11 protein-coding genes and 2 pseudogenes are annotated in these 17,357 nt (G+C 70.0%); 5 read left to right on the top strand and 8 right to left on the bottom strand.

Annotated features, from left to right (window positions below):
- Positions 1-60: 60 nt before the first annotated feature.
- Positions 61-954 (top strand): EamA family transporter, encoded by an 894-nt coding sequence (locus AB0Q90_RS13070; protein WP_363164272.1) that lies wholly within the window; start codon positions 61-63, stop codon positions 952-954.
- Between the two features lie 29 nt (positions 955-983).
- Here AB0Q90_RS13070 and AB0Q90_RS13065 read toward each other — a convergent pair whose 3' ends face one another.
- The 4 genes and pseudogenes from AB0Q90_RS13065 to AB0Q90_RS13050 all read right to left on the bottom strand — a co-directional run bounded on the left by AB0Q90_RS13065 (position 984) and on the right by AB0Q90_RS13050 (position 2,630).
- Positions 984-1,580 (bottom strand): TetR/AcrR family transcriptional regulator, encoded by a 597-nt coding sequence (locus AB0Q90_RS13065; RefSeq protein WP_363164271.1) that lies wholly within the window; start codon positions 1,578-1,580, stop codon positions 984-986.
- A gap of 50 nt (positions 1,581-1,630) precedes the next feature.
- Positions 1,631-1,858 (bottom strand): hypothetical protein, encoded by a 228-nt coding sequence (locus AB0Q90_RS13060; RefSeq protein WP_363164270.1) that lies wholly within the window; start codon positions 1,856-1,858, stop codon positions 1,631-1,633.
- A gap of 235 nt (positions 1,859-2,093) precedes the next feature.
- A pseudogene (locus tag AB0Q90_RS13055) lies at positions 2,094-2,279 on the bottom strand (DUF1918 domain-containing protein); the annotation flags it as partial.
- A 60-nt stretch (positions 2,280-2,339) separates the two neighbouring features.
- Positions 2,340-2,630: a DUF1876 domain-containing protein gene (locus tag AB0Q90_RS13050; RefSeq protein WP_363164269.1), complete on the bottom strand. Its 291-nt coding sequence runs from the start codon at positions 2,628-2,630 to the stop codon at positions 2,340-2,342.
- A gap of 226 nt (positions 2,631-2,856) precedes the next feature.
- Between AB0Q90_RS13050 and AB0Q90_RS13045 the strand changes: the two genes are divergently transcribed.
- On the top strand, positions 2,857-4,551 hold the full coding sequence (locus AB0Q90_RS13045; protein ID WP_363164268.1) for a sigma-70 family RNA polymerase sigma factor: 1,695 nt from the start codon (positions 2,857-2,859) through the stop codon (positions 4,549-4,551).
- On the opposite strand, the gene AB0Q90_RS13040 is transcribed toward AB0Q90_RS13045, so the two are convergent.
- Positions 4,548-6,035 (bottom strand): long-chain fatty acid--CoA ligase, encoded by a 1,488-nt coding sequence (locus AB0Q90_RS13040; RefSeq protein ID WP_363164267.1) that lies wholly within the window; start codon positions 6,033-6,035, stop codon positions 4,548-4,550. The two genes, AB0Q90_RS13045 and AB0Q90_RS13040, sit on opposite strands and share 4 nt — an antisense overlap.
- Before the next feature lie 149 nt (positions 6,036-6,184).
- Here AB0Q90_RS13040 and AB0Q90_RS13035 point away from each other — a divergent pair, with 149 nt between their 5' ends.
- A complete protein-coding gene (locus AB0Q90_RS13035) occupies positions 6,185-7,375 on the top strand; it encodes a helix-turn-helix domain-containing protein (RefSeq protein WP_363164266.1) in 1,191 nt (396 codons plus the stop codon).
- A gap of 39 nt (positions 7,376-7,414) precedes the next feature.
- Here the strand turns inward: AB0Q90_RS13035 and AB0Q90_RS13030 are convergent, their stop codons facing one another.
- The 3 genes and pseudogenes from AB0Q90_RS13030 to AB0Q90_RS13020 form a co-directional block, all read right to left on the bottom strand.
- The gene (locus tag AB0Q90_RS13030) at positions 7,415-10,228 is read right to left on the bottom strand and encodes a glycoside hydrolase N-terminal domain-containing protein (RefSeq protein WP_363164265.1); all 2,814 of its coding nucleotides are present in this window, start codon (positions 10,226-10,228) and stop codon (positions 7,415-7,417) included.
- Between the two features lie 462 nt (positions 10,229-10,690).
- Positions 10,691-12,328, bottom strand: a pseudogene (locus AB0Q90_RS13025) (glycoside hydrolase 43 family protein); the annotation flags it as partial.
- A 149-nt stretch (positions 12,329-12,477) separates the two neighbouring features.
- The gene (locus AB0Q90_RS13020; protein WP_363164264.1) at positions 12,478-13,803 is read right to left on the bottom strand and encodes an alpha/beta hydrolase; all 1,326 of its coding nucleotides are present in this window, start codon (positions 13,801-13,803) and stop codon (positions 12,478-12,480) included.
- Positions 13,804-14,436: 633 nt separating this feature from the next.
- Here AB0Q90_RS13020 and AB0Q90_RS13015 point away from each other — a divergent pair.
- Both AB0Q90_RS13015 and AB0Q90_RS13010 read left to right on the top strand, forming a co-directional pair.
- A complete protein-coding gene (locus AB0Q90_RS13015) occupies positions 14,437-16,758 on the top strand; it encodes a beta-L-arabinofuranosidase domain-containing protein (RefSeq protein ID WP_363164263.1) in 2,322 nt (773 codons plus the stop codon).
- A 30-nt stretch (positions 16,759-16,788) separates the two neighbouring features.
- Positions 16,789-17,169, top strand: a complete 381-nt coding sequence (locus tag AB0Q90_RS13010; protein WP_363164262.1) for a hypothetical protein — start codon at positions 16,789-16,791, stop codon at positions 17,167-17,169.
- The last annotated feature ends 188 nt before the right edge of the window (positions 17,170-17,357 follow it).

Genomic DNA, 17,357 nt, shown 5'->3' with positions numbered 1-17,357 from the left:
CGTATGGATGGATCGGCCTACGCATTTTGCGTATCCGGGCCACGGCGGCACGATCCCTGCATGCGCGTCCGAACCGCACCCGCCCGCACCCCTCAAGTCCCCCTCCCCCGGCCCCGGTCCGCCCGCACCGGCTTCGCGGGCGTGGCCACCATGGTCGGCAGCGGCCTGGCCAACCAGACCGGCGCCGCGATCGGCTCGCTCGCCTTCCCCGTGCTCGGCCCGATCGGCGTCGTGGCGGTACGCCAGTACGTCGCCGCCGTGGTGCTGCTCGCCGTCGGCCGACCGCAGCTGCGCAGTTTCACCCGGCACCAGTGGCGGACGGTCGTGCTGCTGGCCGTCGTGTTCGGCACGATGAACCTCTCGCTGTACACCGCCGTCGACCGTGTCGGCCTGGGCCTGGCGGTGACCCTGGAGTTCCTGGGCCCGCTGGCCATCGCCCTGGCCACCTCGCGGCGGCGGGTGGACGCCCTGTGCTCGGTGCTCGCCGCGGCCGGTGTCGTCGTACTGATGCGGCCGCAGCCCTCCGCCGACTACGTCGGCATGGCGCTGGGCCTGGTGGCCGCCGCCTGCTGGGCGTCGTACATCCTGCTCAACCGGACCGTCGGGCGGCGCATCCCCGGCGCGCAGGGCTCGGGGGCCGCGGCGGCGCTGTCCGCCCTGCTGTTCCTGCCGGTCGGCGTCGTCCTCGTCGTACGGCAGCCGCCGACCCTCCCGGCTGTCGCGTGCGCCGTCGCCGCCGGGGTCCTCTCCTCGGCCGTCCCCTACCTGGCGGACCTGTTCACCCTGCGCCATGTACCGGCGCGCGCCTTCGGCCTCTTCATGAGCGTCAACCCCGTCCTCGCCGCGCTCGTCGGTCTCGTCGTCCTCGGCCAGGGCCTCGGCTGGGCGGAGTGGTCCGGCATCGGGGCGATCGTGGTGGCGAACGCGCTCAGCATCGCCACCTCGCGCGAGTGACGCCGGGGCAGGGTCACGCGGCCGACCGCTCAGCGCCCATGGGCGCCGACACCCGCGAGGACCAGGTCGACGACCCCGTCCAGAAAGGCATCGTCGAGGGGCTCGCGGGTGAGCAGGAGGCGCATGTGGACGGGGCCCAGCAGGGCTTCGAGGGCGAGTCTGCGGTCGACGCCGGGGCGCAGTTCGCCTCGCCGTTCGGCACGGTCGAGGACCTCGGCTCCGGCGGCGAAGCGGTGGTTCCAGAACCGCTCGCGGGCCCCTTCGTACTCGGCCATGTCCTCGCGCACGGCCATCCGCAGCAGCAGCTCGCCGAGCGGCGTGCGGGCGAACGCCGCTGTGTGGCGCAGCAACGCGCCCAGATCTGCCGGCAGGGCTCCGGTGTCCGGGACCGGCAGTTCCGCGTCCGTCCGGTCGAGTACGGCGTCGAGGGCCAGGTTGGCCCTGGTCCCCCAGCGCCGGTAGATCGACGTCTCGTGCACGCCCGCGCGCCGGGCGACCTCACCGATCGACAACGCGTCCAGGCCGCCGTCGAGCAGCACGTCCACCGTCGCGGCCAGCACCGAGGCGCGCACCCGGGCACTGCGGCCGCCGGGTCTGCGCACGCGTGGCTGAGGTGGGGCCGGCATCGTGCCAACGTAACGCAGGCGTCGGCTGTCCGACCCCCGGCGGAGGCGGATCAGCTCGCTCGCCGCTGCGGCTTGTGAGCGTGCGCGCGGTGCTCTGCGCGCAGGGACCGCACCGGAGCGTCGGGCTGTGCGCTCATCGGCCGGGCAGGCCCGGGCCGGTGCGCCGTGGTGCGCCCGGACGCGCGTACCGAGATCAGCACCGCCGCGACCGCCGTGGCCGCCATGCCGACCAGCACGACGAGCGTGAACGACATCCAGAAACCTTCGGGGAGAAGCATGAACCTCACCCTCTCGCTAACGCAGTCACACTTGCGTTAGTAGTGTCCCGCTCTCCCGCCGCACGGAGCAAGTCCGCCTGGGCCCATGCGAGTTGTCGTTCTCAAAATGGCCGGAACCGCCCCCGGACATGAAGCCGCCGCGGCCTCGTTCGAGGGGCCGCGGCGCTTCGCTTCGCTCTGGTTGTCGACCGCCGAACCGAGCGGCTCAACCGGCCTGTGGGACCCCCTTCCGGTGTTCCACATGACGGATGTGCGCGTCGGGGCCGGGGAACACGAGCGTCACCTCGTGCGTGTCGGACCAGCGCACCTCGTAGGGAGGGGTGCCGTCCTCGTGGCGCAGTCCGACGATCTCGCCGTCGCGCCTGGTGGCACCCGTGGTCGGGCTTTCGACAACGAGCCGATCACCGAGTTGGGCCCGCATGATCACCACCCGCTTCCTCACACTGTTCCTGCCACCGCGGTCCTGCGGCCGCCGGACGCGTCAGATGGCCCAGCCGACTACCGGCCCGGGCCCCGGTCCGGGCACGGACGCCTCCATGCCCTCGATGTCATGAGCGGCGGCCGCCACCAGCTGCCCACCCAGGTCGTGCAGGGCCCTGCCTGCCGCCAGCTCGTCGCCGATCTCCGGCACATCCTGGTCGGCGGGATTGCGGTGCGCCGTTCCATGACCGGTCAACGATGTGCTCCCGGTGTCCACGACCACCCGCGCCTTCGTCGTTCCCTCCTCCTCGAAGAGGTAGAGGCGAAGCTTCCATTCCGTGGTGTGGTTCATCGCGTTCTCCTCCTGTCGGCCCCCCTCCCCCCTTCATGGTCATCCGGCGGCAGGGACCGCGCCAGGTTCCCGAAGGTCCCGCCGCAAGGGCCGTTCGGCTCTCTGCCGTGTCCGGGCTCGTGGACGACGAACGAGCCGGCCGTTTTCTGTTATGGCACCCCCGGCCGGAGGTCTCCCCTTGTACCGGGCGAAAGAATGCGCGAACCGGAAGGGGATGTGGTCAGGCATGGCAGCAATGGGAGAGCACGAGTACGCCGTGGTCGAGGCGGCGCAGCGTGGTGCGCTGTGGGCGCAGGACGAGCTGGTCGGCGCGTATCTGCCGCTGGTGTACAACATCGTGGGGCGGGCGCTGAACGGGCATGCCGACGTCGATGACGTCGTGCAGGAGACCATGCTGCGCGCGCTGCGCGCTCTCGGCTCGCTGCATCACCCGGGCAGTTTCCGGTCCTGGCTGGTGGCCATCACGATGAACCAGATCCGCACACACCAGTACCGGCAGCAGGTGGCCCCGGCCGGGCAGGACCTGCAGGACGCCTACGACGTGGCCGACCCGGGTGCGGATTTCGTGGACCTGACGATCGTGCGCCTCGGTCTGGAGGGCCAGCGGCGCGAGGTGGCGCAGGCCACTCGCTGGCTGGACGGCGACGACCGGGTGCTGCTGTCGCTGTGGTGGCTGGAGGCCGTGGGTGAGCTGAGCCGGGCGGAGGTGGCCGCGGCGCTGGAGCTGCCGCAGCAGCACACGGCCGTGCGGGTGCAGCGGATGAAGGCTCAGCTGGAGACCGCCCGACTGGTGGTGCGTGCGCTGTCCGCGACGCCGTTGTGCGCGCACCTCGGCCAGGTGATCGGGGTGTGGGACGGCCGCCCGTCGCCGCTGTGGCGCAAGCGCATCGCCCGCCACGCACGGGAGTGTGTGCAGTGCTCGGGCCACCGTGCCGAACTCGTCCCGGCCGAGGGGCTGCTGGTGGGGCTGGGGCTGGTGCCCGTGGCTGCCGCGCTGACCAGCCTCGCCGGGCTGACCGCCTTCCAGGGCGCCGAAACCGCGGCCTTCGGAATGCCCGAGTATGGGGACCACGGTCATTCCGCTGCCACGACGGACCACGACTCCGCGCTCGCCCACCCGGAGTCCGGCACGGCTTCCGGAACCGGGGACCCCACGGCCGTACTCGCGCCGGTGCGCGCCGCACGCTCCCGGGGTCGGCACGGCCACCGTCAGCCGCGGCGAATACCGCAGCGACGCCGCATCACCGGCGTCGCCGCCGCGGTGGCCGTCCTGATCACCGGAGGCACCGTCGCGACCTTGAGTGTGCAGCCGGACGGGGAGGGCGACACGGTCCGCTCCGCCGCCGACACGCTGTCCGAGACGCTGCCCCGGACGGCCTCCTCCGCTTCGCCCGCCCCCTCGACGTCATCGCCCTCCCCGTCCCCCAGCAACTCCCCCTCCCCCAAACCCAGCGCCACGTCCCCGAAGCCCACGCCGACACCGTCGCGCACGAAGCCCGAGCCGACGACGCCCGCGCCCCGCCCGCCCGCAACCCTCGCCGCCACCCCCGCGGACACTGCGGCCGCGCAGGTCCTTGCTCTCGTCAACGCAGAGCGGGAGAAGGCCGGTTGCGAGCCCGTGAAGCTCGACGACCGCCTCGCTCGTGCCGCTCAACTGCACAGCGAGGACATGTCCCAGAACCAGTACTTCGACCACACCAGTTTGGACGGCCGCACCTTCGTCGACCGGGCCACCGCCCAGGGACACCCGTCACCCGGAGCCGAGAACATCGCCCGGGGGCAGAGCACCCCGGAGGCCGTGATGGAGTCGTGGATGAACTCCCAGGGCCACCGGGACAACATTCTCAACTGCTCCCTGACCACCATGGGCCTGGGCCTGGTCGAGGACGACTGGACCTGGACGCAGGTGTTCGGCTTCTAGCCGGCCGGCGCGCTGATCTCCCTCTTGAGGATCTTGCCGCTGGGGCCGGTCGGCAGGGCGTCGACGAGCCACACCTGGCGCGGGTACTTGTACGCCGCCACGCGCTCCTTGACGAACTCCCGCAGCTCGTCGATCGTGGCCTGCGCCTTCGGGCGCAGCACGACCGCGGCCGCGATCTCCTCGCCCAGGTGCGCGTCGGCCACGCCCACCACGGCGGCCAGCGCGACGGCCGGGTGCTCGTGGAGCACTTCCTCGATCTCTCGCGGGTAGACGTTGTAGCCGCCGCGGATGATCATGTCCTTCTTGCGGTCGACGATGTACAGATAGCCGTCCTCGTCCTGGCGCGCGAGGTCGCCGCTGCGCAGCCAGCCGTCCGGGATGGTGACCGCCGTCTCCTCGGGGCGGTTCCAGTAGCCCTTCATCACGTTCGGCCCGCGGACGGCCAGTTCGCCGATCTCGCCGGGAGCCACGTCCTGGCCCTTGTCGTCGAGGAGCCGCACCTCCACGTCCTTGATCGGGGTGCCGATGGACCCGGCCTTGCGCGGCCGGTCGGGGTGGTTGAAGGTGACGACCGGGCTGGTCTCGGACATGCCGAAGCCCTCCAGCACGATGCAGCCGAAGCGCCGCTCGAAGCCGTGCAGGATCTCCACCGGCAGCGAGGCTCCGCCGGAGACGCACATCCGCAGCGTGGAGACGTCGGCGTCCGACGGGTGCTGGAGCAGCGCCGCGTACATGGTCGGCACGCCTTCGAAGATCGTCGCCCGGTCGCGGGCTATGGCGTCGAGCACGGTCTGCGGGTCGAAGCGAGGGATCAGGGTGAGCGAGGCGCCGGCGCGGACGGTCACGCTCATCGTGCAGATCTGGCCGAAGATGTGGAACAGCGGCAGACAGCCCACGATCACGTCGTCCGCCGTCACCTGTTGCACATGAACGGTGTTGACGTCGGTGTTGTGCCGCAGTCCGGTGTGAGTGAGCGTGGCGCCCTTGGGGCGGCCGGTGGTGCCCGAGGTGTACAGCAGTACGGCCACGTCCTCGCCGTCCGGCTCGCACACCTCCGCCAGCGGCTCGTGACCGGCGAGCAGGCTCGCGAAGGCGGCGGGCTCGACGGCCACGTGCCGCACGCCGGCGGCGGCCGCGCCCTGTGCGCCCTCGCCCGGCGCCTGATGCCACTCGAAGAGCAGCCCGGCGCCCGAGTCCCGCAGGTGGTACTCGGCCTCCCGCGTCTTCAGCAGCGGGTTCATCGGCACGACGACCGCCCCGGCGCGCAGCACGCCGTAGTACAGGACGACGAACTCGGGAACGTTGGGCAGCATCAGGGCGACCCGGTCCCCCGGTCGTACGCCCTCGGCCCGCAGCAGCGCGGCGGCGCGGGCGCTGCGCTCGTCGAGCTCCGCGTAGCTGATGACATGGCCCCCCAGCCGCAGTGCGGGGCGTTCCGGCTGCCGCCGGGCCGTCTCCACCAGGAACTCAGCCAGATTGGCCATGACCGCCTCCACGAATGTCACCGTCGAAATCCGCTGTTCACGCTGACGACATCGTGCAGATGTCCGTGGCGACGGCCTATGTGCGCTCTGACAGCATCTGCCCCCGCGGATTGTTTCCGAGGCCAAAACATGGGCGTTACGCTGCGGGAATGAACATCTCAGGCGTGGTCGCGGCGCTTACGGCGAGGCTGCCGGAACTGGGCGAGGTGATGGCGCAGCGCATCCGCTCGGACGTCGACGCCTACCAGGACGAGTCGCTGATCCCCTTCGACTCGCTGCGCCGCTCGTGCACCGCCAACGCGGACATGCTGCTGCACCAGCTCGGCCGCGCGGACGCCCGGGACCTGAGCCCGGCCCGGGAGACCGGCCGCCTCCGCGCCGAGCAGGGCGTGCCGCTGGCGGACACCCTGCATGCGTACCGGATCGGCTTCGAGCTCGTATGGACGGAGATCCTCGCCGAGGCACGCAACCGTCCCGAGGTCGACGACGCCCAACTGGTGTCCCAGTCCGCGGAGATCTGGGCCCTGTTCGGCGCATACGCGGAGGCGGTGGCGGCGACCTACCGGGAGACCACCGCCGAACTGACCTCGCGGCGTCAGGCGCGCCGTTCGGCACTGGTGGAGGCACTGTTCACCGGCGTCATCGCCGACCGCACGCTGTGGGAGGCCAGCCGCGAGCTGGGCCTGCCCGACCGCGGGCCCTACCTGGTCGCCGCGGCGGCGGCCGACGCTCCCGGCGAGGAGCCGCTGGCGGGGACGGAAGCGGCGCTGCGGCAGGCCCAGGTCCACTTCGCCTGGCGGCTGCTGCCCGACCAGCAGATCGGTCTGGCCGCCGTACCCACGAAGGCGGTGGAGAGCGCCTGCCTGCGCATCCTGCGCCGGGCGGGCGCCCGTGTGGGCATCAGCCCGTGCTTTCACTCGCTGCGGGACACCCCCCAGGCCCTGCGCTTCGCCCGGCTGGCCCTGGCCGGCCTCCCGGGCACCGGCCCCGGCGTCGCCCGGTTCGACGACAATCCGCTGGCGATGGTCGTCGCCGCGGCCCCGGCCGAGGCAGCGCACCTCGTGGAGGTGGTCCTGCGGCCCCTGCTCGACCTTCCGGCCGCGGAGCGTGCCCGCCTTCTGGAGACCGTGGAGCACTGGTACGACGCCGCGGGCTCCGCCCCGGACGCGGCGCGCACCCTCTTCGTCCACCCCAACACCGTCCGCTACCGGCTGCGCCGCGTCGAGGAACTGACGGGCCGCTCCCTGTCCGATCCGCGAGCGACGGCGGACATCCGCGCGGCGCTCCTGGCGGTGCGCCGGGCGGGTACGTCGTCTGGTGACGTCATTCACGGGCGCTGAACCGGACGTCGGCCGTGGGCACGGTCGGCGTGCCGGCGGTCATCCGGTGATCAGGTCGAACGACTCCCAGACGCCGATTGCGGTGCGGTTGGCCGTCAGGGGCGCGGCTCCCCCGTTCTCCGCGCAGACGTACTGGTTGTTGGCCCGGGCGCGCAGGCTGACGGTGCCGTCGGAGTTGTTCACGCGCTGGAAGGTCTCCCAGAGGCCGATCGCGGTGCGGTTGGCGATGAGTGGGTCGGCTCCGGCGTTCTCGGCGCAGACGTAGCGGCCGTTGGCGTGGGACAGCAGCGCGAGTGCGCCGTTCCCGAGGTCGATCAGGTCGAAGCGCTCCCCGGCGCCGATCGTCGTGCGGTTGGCGGTCAGCGCGGACGAACCCGTGCTTCCGGCGCTCACGTACTGGTTGTTGGCCCGAGCACGCAGACTGACCACCGGGGCGGGTGCCGGCGACAGCCGGTACGTGGTTCCGGCTGTCGCGTCGAAGGAGACCACCGTGGGCTCCACCCGCTGCACGGACACCGCTTCGCCGCCCGCCGACACGTTCACCGGGACACTGGTGCGGACGCGGACGGTGCCGGTGTGCCGGGGGCGCAGGCCGGCCTGGGTGATCACCCCGCCCGCCCAGGTGATGTCGACGGTGTGGCCTCCTCTGGCCGCCAGACCGGTGACCTGGCCGGCCGGAAGTTCGGGGGGCAGCGCGGGCAGCAGCTGGACTTCGCCGGCGTGGGACTGCAGCAGCCATTCGGCGATGCCCGCGGTGGCGCCGAAGTTGCCGTCGATCTGGAAAGGGGGGTGCAGACAGAACAGGTTGGGAGCGGTGCGGTCCGGTGTCAGTTGGTCGCGCAGCAGCTTGTAGGAGCGACGGCCGTCCTCCAGCCGGGCCCAGAAGTTGATCTTCCATGCGAGGGACCAGCCGGTGCCGGCGTCGCCGCGGCGTTCCAGGGTGGTGCGGGCCGCCTGGGCCAGGGACGGGGTGCCACGGACCGTGATCTGGTTACTGGGGTGCAGGCCGTACAGGTGCGAGACGTGCCGGTGGTTCTGTTCGGGGGCGCCGGCGTCCCAGTCCGCCTGCCACTCCTGGATCTGCCCCTGGGCGCCGACCTTGGTGGGTGCCAGGCGGCCGCGCAAGGTCAGCACCCGGCTGCGGAAGTCCGCGTCGGTGCCCAGCAGCGTCGAGGCGTCGGCGACCGCCTGGAAGAGATCCCGCAGGATCTGCATGTCCATGGTGGGACCGGCGCAGACGGAGACCCCCGAGTGATGGGAGTTCTCCGGGGAGTTGGACGGGCAGGTGACCATGTGGCCCGTGCCCGGGTCCTGGACGAGGGTGTCGAGGAAAAACTGCGCGGCGCCCTTGAGGACCGGGTAGCGCCGGCGCAGTGCGTCCAGGTCCCCGGTGAAGCGGTAGTGCTCCCAGATGTGCAGTGCCATCCAGGCACCACCGGTCTGCCACATGCCCCACAGCGCCCCGTCGACCGGTGCGGTGCCGCGCCATCCGTCGGTGTTGTGGTGGGTGACCCAGCCGCCCGCGCCGTACTGGATCCGGGCGGTGCGCGCCCCGGCGACGGACAGGTCGTCCAGCATCCGTAGGACCGGTTCCGTCATCTCGGCGAGGTTGGTCGGACCGGCGGGCCAGTAGTTCATCTCGGTGTTGATGTTGACGGTGTACTTCGAGCTCCACGGCGGGCGGAGCGCGTCATTCCAGATTCCTTGGAGGTTGGCCGGCTGACTGCCGGGCCGGGAGGAGGAGATCAGCAGGTACCGGCCGAACTGGAAGAAGAGCGTGACCAGTTGCGGGTCGTTGCCCGCCGCGAAGCCCGCGACCCGCTGGTCGGTGGGCAGGTCGGCGGCGGATGTGGTGCCCAGGTCCAGACTGGTCCGGCCGAAGTACTGCTGATGGTCGGCCACGTGGCGGGACCGCAGCTGGTCGTAGGGCTGGGTGGCCGCGGCGGTCAGCGGGGTGATGGCACGGCCGTTCTGGTCGGCGGTCAGGTCCGTGTAGGAGTTGTAGTTGGTGCCGATCGAGATCAGCAACGTCACCGCGTCGGCGTTGCTGACGGTCAGGGTGCCGTTCGAACTGCTCACCGAGCCGCCGGTAGCGCGCACGGTCGCCAGCGCGCGGAACCGTATCCGGCCGGTGAGCCCGCTCACGCTCTCACCGGACCCGTCCAGCGCGACGGTCTGCGGGTCGGGCGAGTTACGGGAACTGGACTGAGGGCTGTCGAAGGTCGCCGTGAACGAGATGCGCCCGGTGGTACTCGCGGTCAGCCGGACCACGATCACCTGGTCCGGAGCGCTGGCGAAGACCTCCCGGGTATGGGTGACGCCGTCGCGGGTGTAGCGGGTGAGGGCGACGGCGGTGGCCAGGTCGAGTTCGCGGTGGTAGCCGGTGACCGTCCCGCCGGAGGGGAAGGTCAGCCGCAGGTTGCCCACCGTCTGGTACGGCATCTGGCCCAGCGGCGTACCCATGAAGGTGCTGTCGATCAGCGACTGGGCGCCGGACCAGTCGCCGGCGAACACCCGGCGTCTGATCTCCGGCAGGTTGGCCAGGCCGCGTGAGTTCGCCGGGTCGTAGGGGCCGCCGCCCCAGACAGTGTCCTCGTTGAGCTGAAGCTGTTCGCTCTGCACACCGCCGAAGACCATGGCGCCGAGCCTGCCGTTGCCGACCGGCAGCGCCCGGAGCCATTCGCTCGCCGCGCTCGTGTACCACAGGCGTAACGGGCCCACGGCCAGGGGCCGGTCGGCGTCGGCAGGAGAGGCCGCGTGCGCGCTCGTGGCCGACGCTGCGCCGGAGACACCGGCGGCCACGCCCGCGGCGGAGAGTGCCAGGAAATGCCTGCGATTCGTGTGAGGAGACATGGTGTGCTCCTGGGTCGGGACGCCGGTGAAGGGCGCCGGTACGTGAGAGTTGACCGGTCAGCCGTTGATGAGGTCGAACGACTCGGAGGGTCCGATGGCCGTGCGGTTGGCGATCAGCGGGTTGGCCCCGGCACTGACGTACTGGTTGTTGGCCTGTGCGCGCAGGCTGACAGTGCCGTCGGCGTTGTTCACCCGCTGGAACGTCTCCCACAGGCCGACCGCGGTGCGGTTGGCGATCAGCGCGCCGGCACCGGCGTTCTCGGCGCACACATACCGGCCGTTGACCCGGGCACGCAGTGCAACAGCGCCCCCACCGAGGTCGATCAGGTCGAACCGCTCCCAGTCACCGACGGCGGCACGGTTGGCGACGAGCGGGTCGGCACCGGCGTTCTCGGCGCACACGTACTGGTTGTTGGCCCGGGCACGAAGGCTGACCACGGACGTCGGGTTGGTGGCCGTCCCGGTGGCGAGTTCGAAGCGTGCGATGCGTACGGTGCCGCCCAGGGCCTGGGTGGCGTGGTTGAAAAGGGCGAAACGGTAGCCCATGAAGAACTGCCACTCGTTCTTGAGGGTGAAGCCGGTACCGAGGCGGGTGTAGTTGGTGCCGTCGGTGCTGTAGGAGAAGAGGGCCTGTCGGCCGGCGCCCGGGCGGATGTCGGCAGTGGCGCGTAGCCATATGCGGCCGCCGGAGACGGCGGTGCCTGCGACTTCGGTGCCTGTGCTGGTGGTGTTCCAGTTGCTGTCCATGGTGATGTTGTTGACCATCACCACTCTGGTGGTGCCGTTGTCGCGTTTGATGCCGATCCACGCGGAGGAGTCGCGCAGGAGGGCGAGTCCGGTGCGGTCGCCGTCCCGCATCGCGGAGTAGTCGAGCGTGATGGTGGCGGTGGAGGTGGGGCCCTGGATCCGGTGCGTGAGGGTGTTGCGGGCGGAGTAGAGGTCGCCTGTGACGGTGGCGGTCTGCAGGGTGAGTCCGTTGTTGACGGAGTACTTGGTGGTGTCGGGGTTGTGGTTCCACTCCCACTTCGGTTTGAGGGTGGTGCCGTCGAAGGTGTCGACGCCGGTGAGGGGTTCAACCTGGCGCGGCGGCGGGGGCAGGTCGGGGGCGGGGTAGGTGGTGCCCCAGGCGCCGTTGACGAGTTGCAGTTGGGGCCAGCCGTCCGCGGTCCAGGTGAGGGGGGCCAGGACGGGGACGCGGCCGCCGGGGTAGGCGTCGACGAAGGCCATGTAGTACCACTGGCCGTTCTGGGTCTGTACGAGTCCGCCCTGGTGGGGAACACCGCCGCCGGAGATGGGGCCGGGGAGGTCGAGCAGGAGCTGCCGCAGCGCGTAGGGGCCGAAGGGGCCGGAGGTGGACCTGAGGATGTACTGCCCGTTGGCGGGGCGGGTGAGGAAGATGTAGTAGTTCCCGTTGATCTTGTAGAAGCGGGAGCCCTCCAGGGTTCCGATGCTGGACGGCGTGCTGAAGACCTGCTGTGCGCGGACCTGGGTGCGCGCGTCCGCGGAGAGCTGGGCGACGCTGATCTGGGTGTTGCCGTAGGCCACGTACATGGTGTCGTCGGTGTCGACGAGGAGCCCGGCGTCGTAGTAGGTGGGCAGAGTGGTGTGCCGGGTCCAGGGCCCTTCGACGGTGGAGGCGGTGTAGATGTACGTCTGGGCGAAGTCGATCTGGCCCAGCCAGTAGAAGGTGTTGTTGCTGGGGCGGTGGGCGAGGGAGGACGCCCAGACGCCGCGGACGTAGCCGCGCCCGCCGTTGAGGTCGTACTTGGTGCCGAAGTCCAGGCGGGGCAGGGAGTGGCCGGCGAACTCCCAGTTGACCAGGTCGTAGGAGCGCAGGATGGGCGCACCCGGGGAGTAGTGCATGGTGGAGGCGGAGTAGTAGTAGGTGTCGCCGACGCGGATGATGTCGATGTCCGCGAAGTCCTGCCAGATGACGGGGTTGGTGATCTGCGTGGCGGCGGGCCCGACGGACCCCGCGGCCGTGCCGGTGGACACGGTGGCGGCGCGGGCCGCCGTGGCGGGGACCAGAGGTGCCGCGGCGAGGCCGGCCGCGGAGGCGAGCACCCCTCTGCGGCTGTGCGGGTGGTTGAGCCAGGACATGGGCGGGTGTCTCCTTCAGCGGTCTGGACGGAACGCCGGCGGACCGAGGCGGCGGGGTGGCTCGCACAGCGCTCGCGGCCGTCGGGCCAGGACGGCTTCCCACGCGGTGGCGTCGCAGGGACCAAGGTCGCCGGCGGCGTCGCGGGGCATCAGCCGTTGATGAGGTCGAACGACTCGGAGGGTCCGATGGCCGTGCGGTTGGCGATCAGCGGGTTGGCCCCGGCACTGACGTACTGGTTGTTGGCCTGTGCGCGCAGGCTGACAGTGCCGTCGGCGTTGTTCACCCGCTGGAACGTCTCCCACAGGCCGACCGCGGTGCGGTTGGCGATCAGCGCGCCGGCACCGGCGTTCTCGGCGCACACATACCGGCCGTTGACCCGGGCACGCAGTGCAACAGCGCCCCCACCGAGGTCGATCAGGTCGAACCGCTCCCAGTCACCGACGGCGGCACGGTTGGCGACGAGCGGGTCGGCACCGGCGTTCTCGGCGCACACGTACTGGTTGTTGACCCGGGCACGAAGGCTGACCACCGTTCCCGTGGGCTGCGGGGTGAGGACGGCTTCCCAGGTGGTCGTGGTGGTGTTGGAGGTGGCGTCGGCGGGAAGGCGGTCGCGGGCGGCGGTGTCTGCGTACAGACTCCAGCGCATCCAGTCCACGTAGGTGGCGACGGTCTGGGTGTGGTTGTAGCCGCTCCAGATGTACTGGTCGTGGCCCGTGCCGCGGTGGGTGAGGAACGCCTTGGGCGCGGGCAGTTCGCTGTAGGCCTGACGCGCGGAGGAGTACTGGCAGATGGCGTCCTGATCGCCGTGGACGAACAGGACCTTGGCCTTGACCGTGGCGCTGGGGTTGCCCATGTCGACACAGGCGAAGGGGACGGCCGCGGCTATCCGGCTGTCCGGCCAGGCGGTCAGCAGCCCGTGGGTGGTCATGCCGCCCAGCGAGTGCCCCGCGACGCCGACGCCGGTGGTGGTGTCGAGGTGCCCGGCGAACGGGTCGCCGGCCTTGGTGTTGAGGGCGAGGGTGTTGGTGATGACCTGGGAGACGTCCATGGACTGGTTTCCGTTGTAGACGTCCTGGATGTTGCCCGAGGTGCCGCTGGAGGTGGTGGGGAAGACGGGCGCGGGGACGACGAATCCGGCCTCGGCCAAGGGGCGGATCAGCGGTGCGTAGCTCTCCGGGTTGCCGCCGAGGCCGTGGCTGAACTCGCAGACGGGAAACACCCCGGCCGCGATGGGGGCGTTGACGACGGGACTGCCGCCCGGGGTGCCGGTGGCGGGGTAGAAGATCCGGGTGGTCAGCCGACGGCTGCCGCGGCTCCAGGCGTACTCCCTCACCCCGATGGCGAAGCGCTGGGTCGGCGCGGCTGTCGGGGATGACGAGGACGCCGTTGCCGTGGGGGCACCGTACGCATGGACGGCGGCCACGGCTCCGGCCGCGCCGAGGCCGCCCAGGAACATGCGTCTGTTGATGGCCATGGGGAGCTCCCTGTTGGACGGTGCGAGTGGATGGGGGCTGGTCCGGTCCGGTCGGTGAAGGTGTGTGGCGTGCGCCGGACTTCAGGGGGTTTCGGTGCCGGCGCGCCTGAGAACGGCGGCTCGTCGGCCGCGTGCCGAGACGGAAAGCGAGCAGCTGTCGCCTGGGACGTCCCACCGGCCCGCGTGACAGCTGTTCGGTATTTCGTTCAATGTTCACCAACCTGAACGGAGATTAGGTTGGGGCTCATGGGGTGTCAATCGCCGGATGCGACGCCTTACGGTCAACGTTGCCCGCGGCGCTGAGGCGCCAGGACGCAAGGAAGGCTCGAAACACCAACGAAATTCCATGCGGGAGCCGGCGATACGGGACATGGACACCGGTTCACCGGCGCTCACTCAGGGCTCCGCTTCCGAAAGTCAACGAAATTGAACTTCCCGATCGCTGTCCGAAATCCATCAGGCGGCATCCGGTGCACCCAGTGATCGGACGTGGCGATCCTCGAAAGTTTGCGTGTTCCAAAACGAGGGATTGTGTTGATGGTGAAGTAGCGCAAGGATGAGGCGCCGGTTGCGTAAAGAGGCAATCGCCAACAAGGACGCATGTACTTTCCTTGATCACGGAAAGGGCGCAGCATGTCCTCCTCAGTCAGTCGGCGACGATTACTGCAGGTCGCCGGGGCCGCGGCCGTCGCCTCCGCCGCCGGACCCACCATCGCAAGCTCACCCGCCCGAGCCGCCGTCCCCCCGGCCCGGACGGAGATCGGGGTGTCCGCGTACCCCTTCGCGCTCGGTCAGGTCCGGTTGACCGCGAGTCGATGGCTGGACAACCAGAACCGCACACAGACCTACCTGCGGTTCGTCGATGTCGACCGGTTGCTGTACAACTTCCGGGCAAACCACCGCCTGTCCACCAACGGCGCCGCCTCCAACGGCGGCTGGGACGCGCCGACGTTCCCGTTCCGCACCCACATGCAGGGGCACTTCCTCACCGCATGGGCGCAGTTGTATGCCGTGACAGGGGACACCACGTGCCGGGACAAGGCCGCCCACATGGTGACGGAACTGGCCAAGTGCCAGGCCAACAACGGCGCCGCAGGGTTCAACAGCGGGTACCTGTCCGGCTTCCCCGAGTCCGACTTCAGCGCTCTTGAGGCGCGGACCCTGTCCAACGGCAATGTGCCGTACTACACCATCCACAAGACCCTGGCCGGTCTGCTGGACGTGTGGCGCCACATGGGCAGCACCCAGGCCCGTGACGTGCTGTTGAGTCTGGCGGGCTGGGTCGACTGGCGCACCGGGCGGCTGAGCGGCCAGCAGATGCAGGCCATGCTGGGCACCGAGTTCGGCGGCATGAACGCGGTGCTGACCGACCTCTACCAGCAGACCGGCGACGCGCGGTGGCTCACCGCCGCGCAACGGTTCGACCACGCCTCGGTGTTCGACCCGCTGGCCTCCAACCAGGACCAGCTGAGCGGGCTGCACGCCAACACCCAGGTGCCCAAGTGGATCGGCGCCGCCCGGGAGTTCAAGGCCAGCGGCACCACCCGCTACCGGGACATCGCCGCCAACGCCTGGAACATCTGCGTCAACGCGCACACCTATGTCATCGGCGGCAACAGCCAGGCGGAGCACTTCCGCGCTCCGAACGCGATCGCCGGCTACCTGAACCAGGACACGTGCGAGAGCTGCAACACGTACAACATGCTCACGCTCACCCGGGAGTTGTTCACGCTGGACCCGAACCGGGTCGCGCTGTTCGACTACTACGAGCGGGCGTGGCTGAACCAGATGATCGGGCAGCAGAACCCGGCCGACGCCCACGGCCACGTCACCTACTTCACCCCGCTCAACCCGGGGGGCCGACGCGGCGTGGGTCCCGCGTGGGGCGGTGGCACCTGGAGCACCGACTACAACAGCTTCTGGTGCTGCCAGGGCACGGGCCTGGAGATGCACACCAGACTGATGGACTCCATCTACTTCTCCAGCGACACCACGCTGATCGTCAACCTGTTCGTGCCCTCGGTGCTCAACTGGTCGCAGCGCGGCATCACGGTCACCCAGACCACGTCGTACCCCGTCAGCGACACCACGACCCTGCAGGTCACCGGCAACGTCAGCGGGACCTGGTCCATGCGCGTCCGCATCCCGAGCTGGACGACCCAGGCCACCATCAGCGTCAACGGCACGGCACAGAACATCACCGCCACGCCCGGCAGCTACGCCACCCTGACCCGCTCCTGGACGTCCGGCGACACGGTCACCGTCCGCCTGCCCATGCGGGTCGTCATGCGGGCGGCCAACGACAACGCCGGTGTCGCCGCGGTCACTTACGGCCCGGTGGTGCTGTCCGGCAACTACGGCAACACCTCGCTCAGCTCCCTCCCGTCGCTGAACACGTCCTCCATCACACGGACCGGCAGCAGCTCGCTCGCCTTCACCGCCACCGCCAACGGCTCCACCGTCAACCTGGGCCCGTTCTACGACGCCCATGGCCACAACTACACCGTCTACTGGAGTGCCGACGGCCAGGCCGGCGCCACCGTCCGCCTCGTCAACGTGGGCAGCGGCTTCGTGCTGGGCGTCCAGAACATGTCCACGGCCGATGGTGGCCGTGCCCTGCAGTGGTACGACTCGGGTACCGCGGATCACAACTGGGAAATGATCACCGACGGAAACGCGGTCCGGTTCCGCAATGCCCACAGCGGCAAGGTGCTCGGCGTTCAGGACATGTCCACGGCCGACAACGCGAATGTCCTCCAGTGGTCGGACAACGGCACCGCCGACCACCGATGGATACTGCTCGACCAGGGAGACGGGACATTCAAAATACGTAACGGGAACAGCGGCAAGCTGCTCGGCATTCAGAACCATTCCACCGCTGTCGGCGCGTTCGCCGTCCAGGATTCGGATAACGGCACTTCCGACAACAGGTGGAGACTCGTCCGAAACAGTTGACTCATTCGTGGGCTGCAAGCCACGGCCGCGGTGCTCAAGGGCATCGGCCGCGAGTCCCACACGGAGGTGCAGGCACGGCTGCTCCAAGCGTTCCGAGCACAGCAGAACACCACGATCGCGACCTCCGACGGTCAAAACCAACGGTACGGGGACGCCGCCGCAGCACTCGCCGGACTGAACCTGCTCACCCTCGCATCCGCGCTCGGCTACGTGAAGAATTCCTCCGACATCGACCAGACCCTCAAGGCCATCGCGGACGGCCTTGAGTGCGACGCGCGCAAAACACTGCCCGATTCCTCTCAGACGTACACGGACGCCCGGTTGGAAGGCATCGACCAACTTCTGCGAGCAGATTACGCGCGCCTGCACGAGGCAATGTGGGCCCACGACAATGCCGCCACCCGACCTTGACCTGACCGTGCCGCTCTCGAACTCGACCAGTTCGCCCTCACACGCTAAGCGGCTTTCCAGAGGTTGTGTCGGTAACTGGTCGGGAAACAGGGGCTGGTCCAGGGCGCGGCGGTGGTCAGGAGCTGGCCGGCCTGCAGACGCCAGGTCCACGCCTTCTTCTCCAGCCGCTCACCTAAGGGCTGTCCCGT

This window comes from Streptomyces sp. NPDC079141 (assembly GCF_040686775.1).
Taxonomy (GTDB): domain Bacteria; phylum Actinomycetota; class Actinomycetes; order Streptomycetales; family Streptomycetaceae; genus Streptomyces.
The sequence above is the reverse complement of the archived record's forward strand: the minus strand, read 5'-3'. Positions and strand labels throughout refer to the sequence as shown.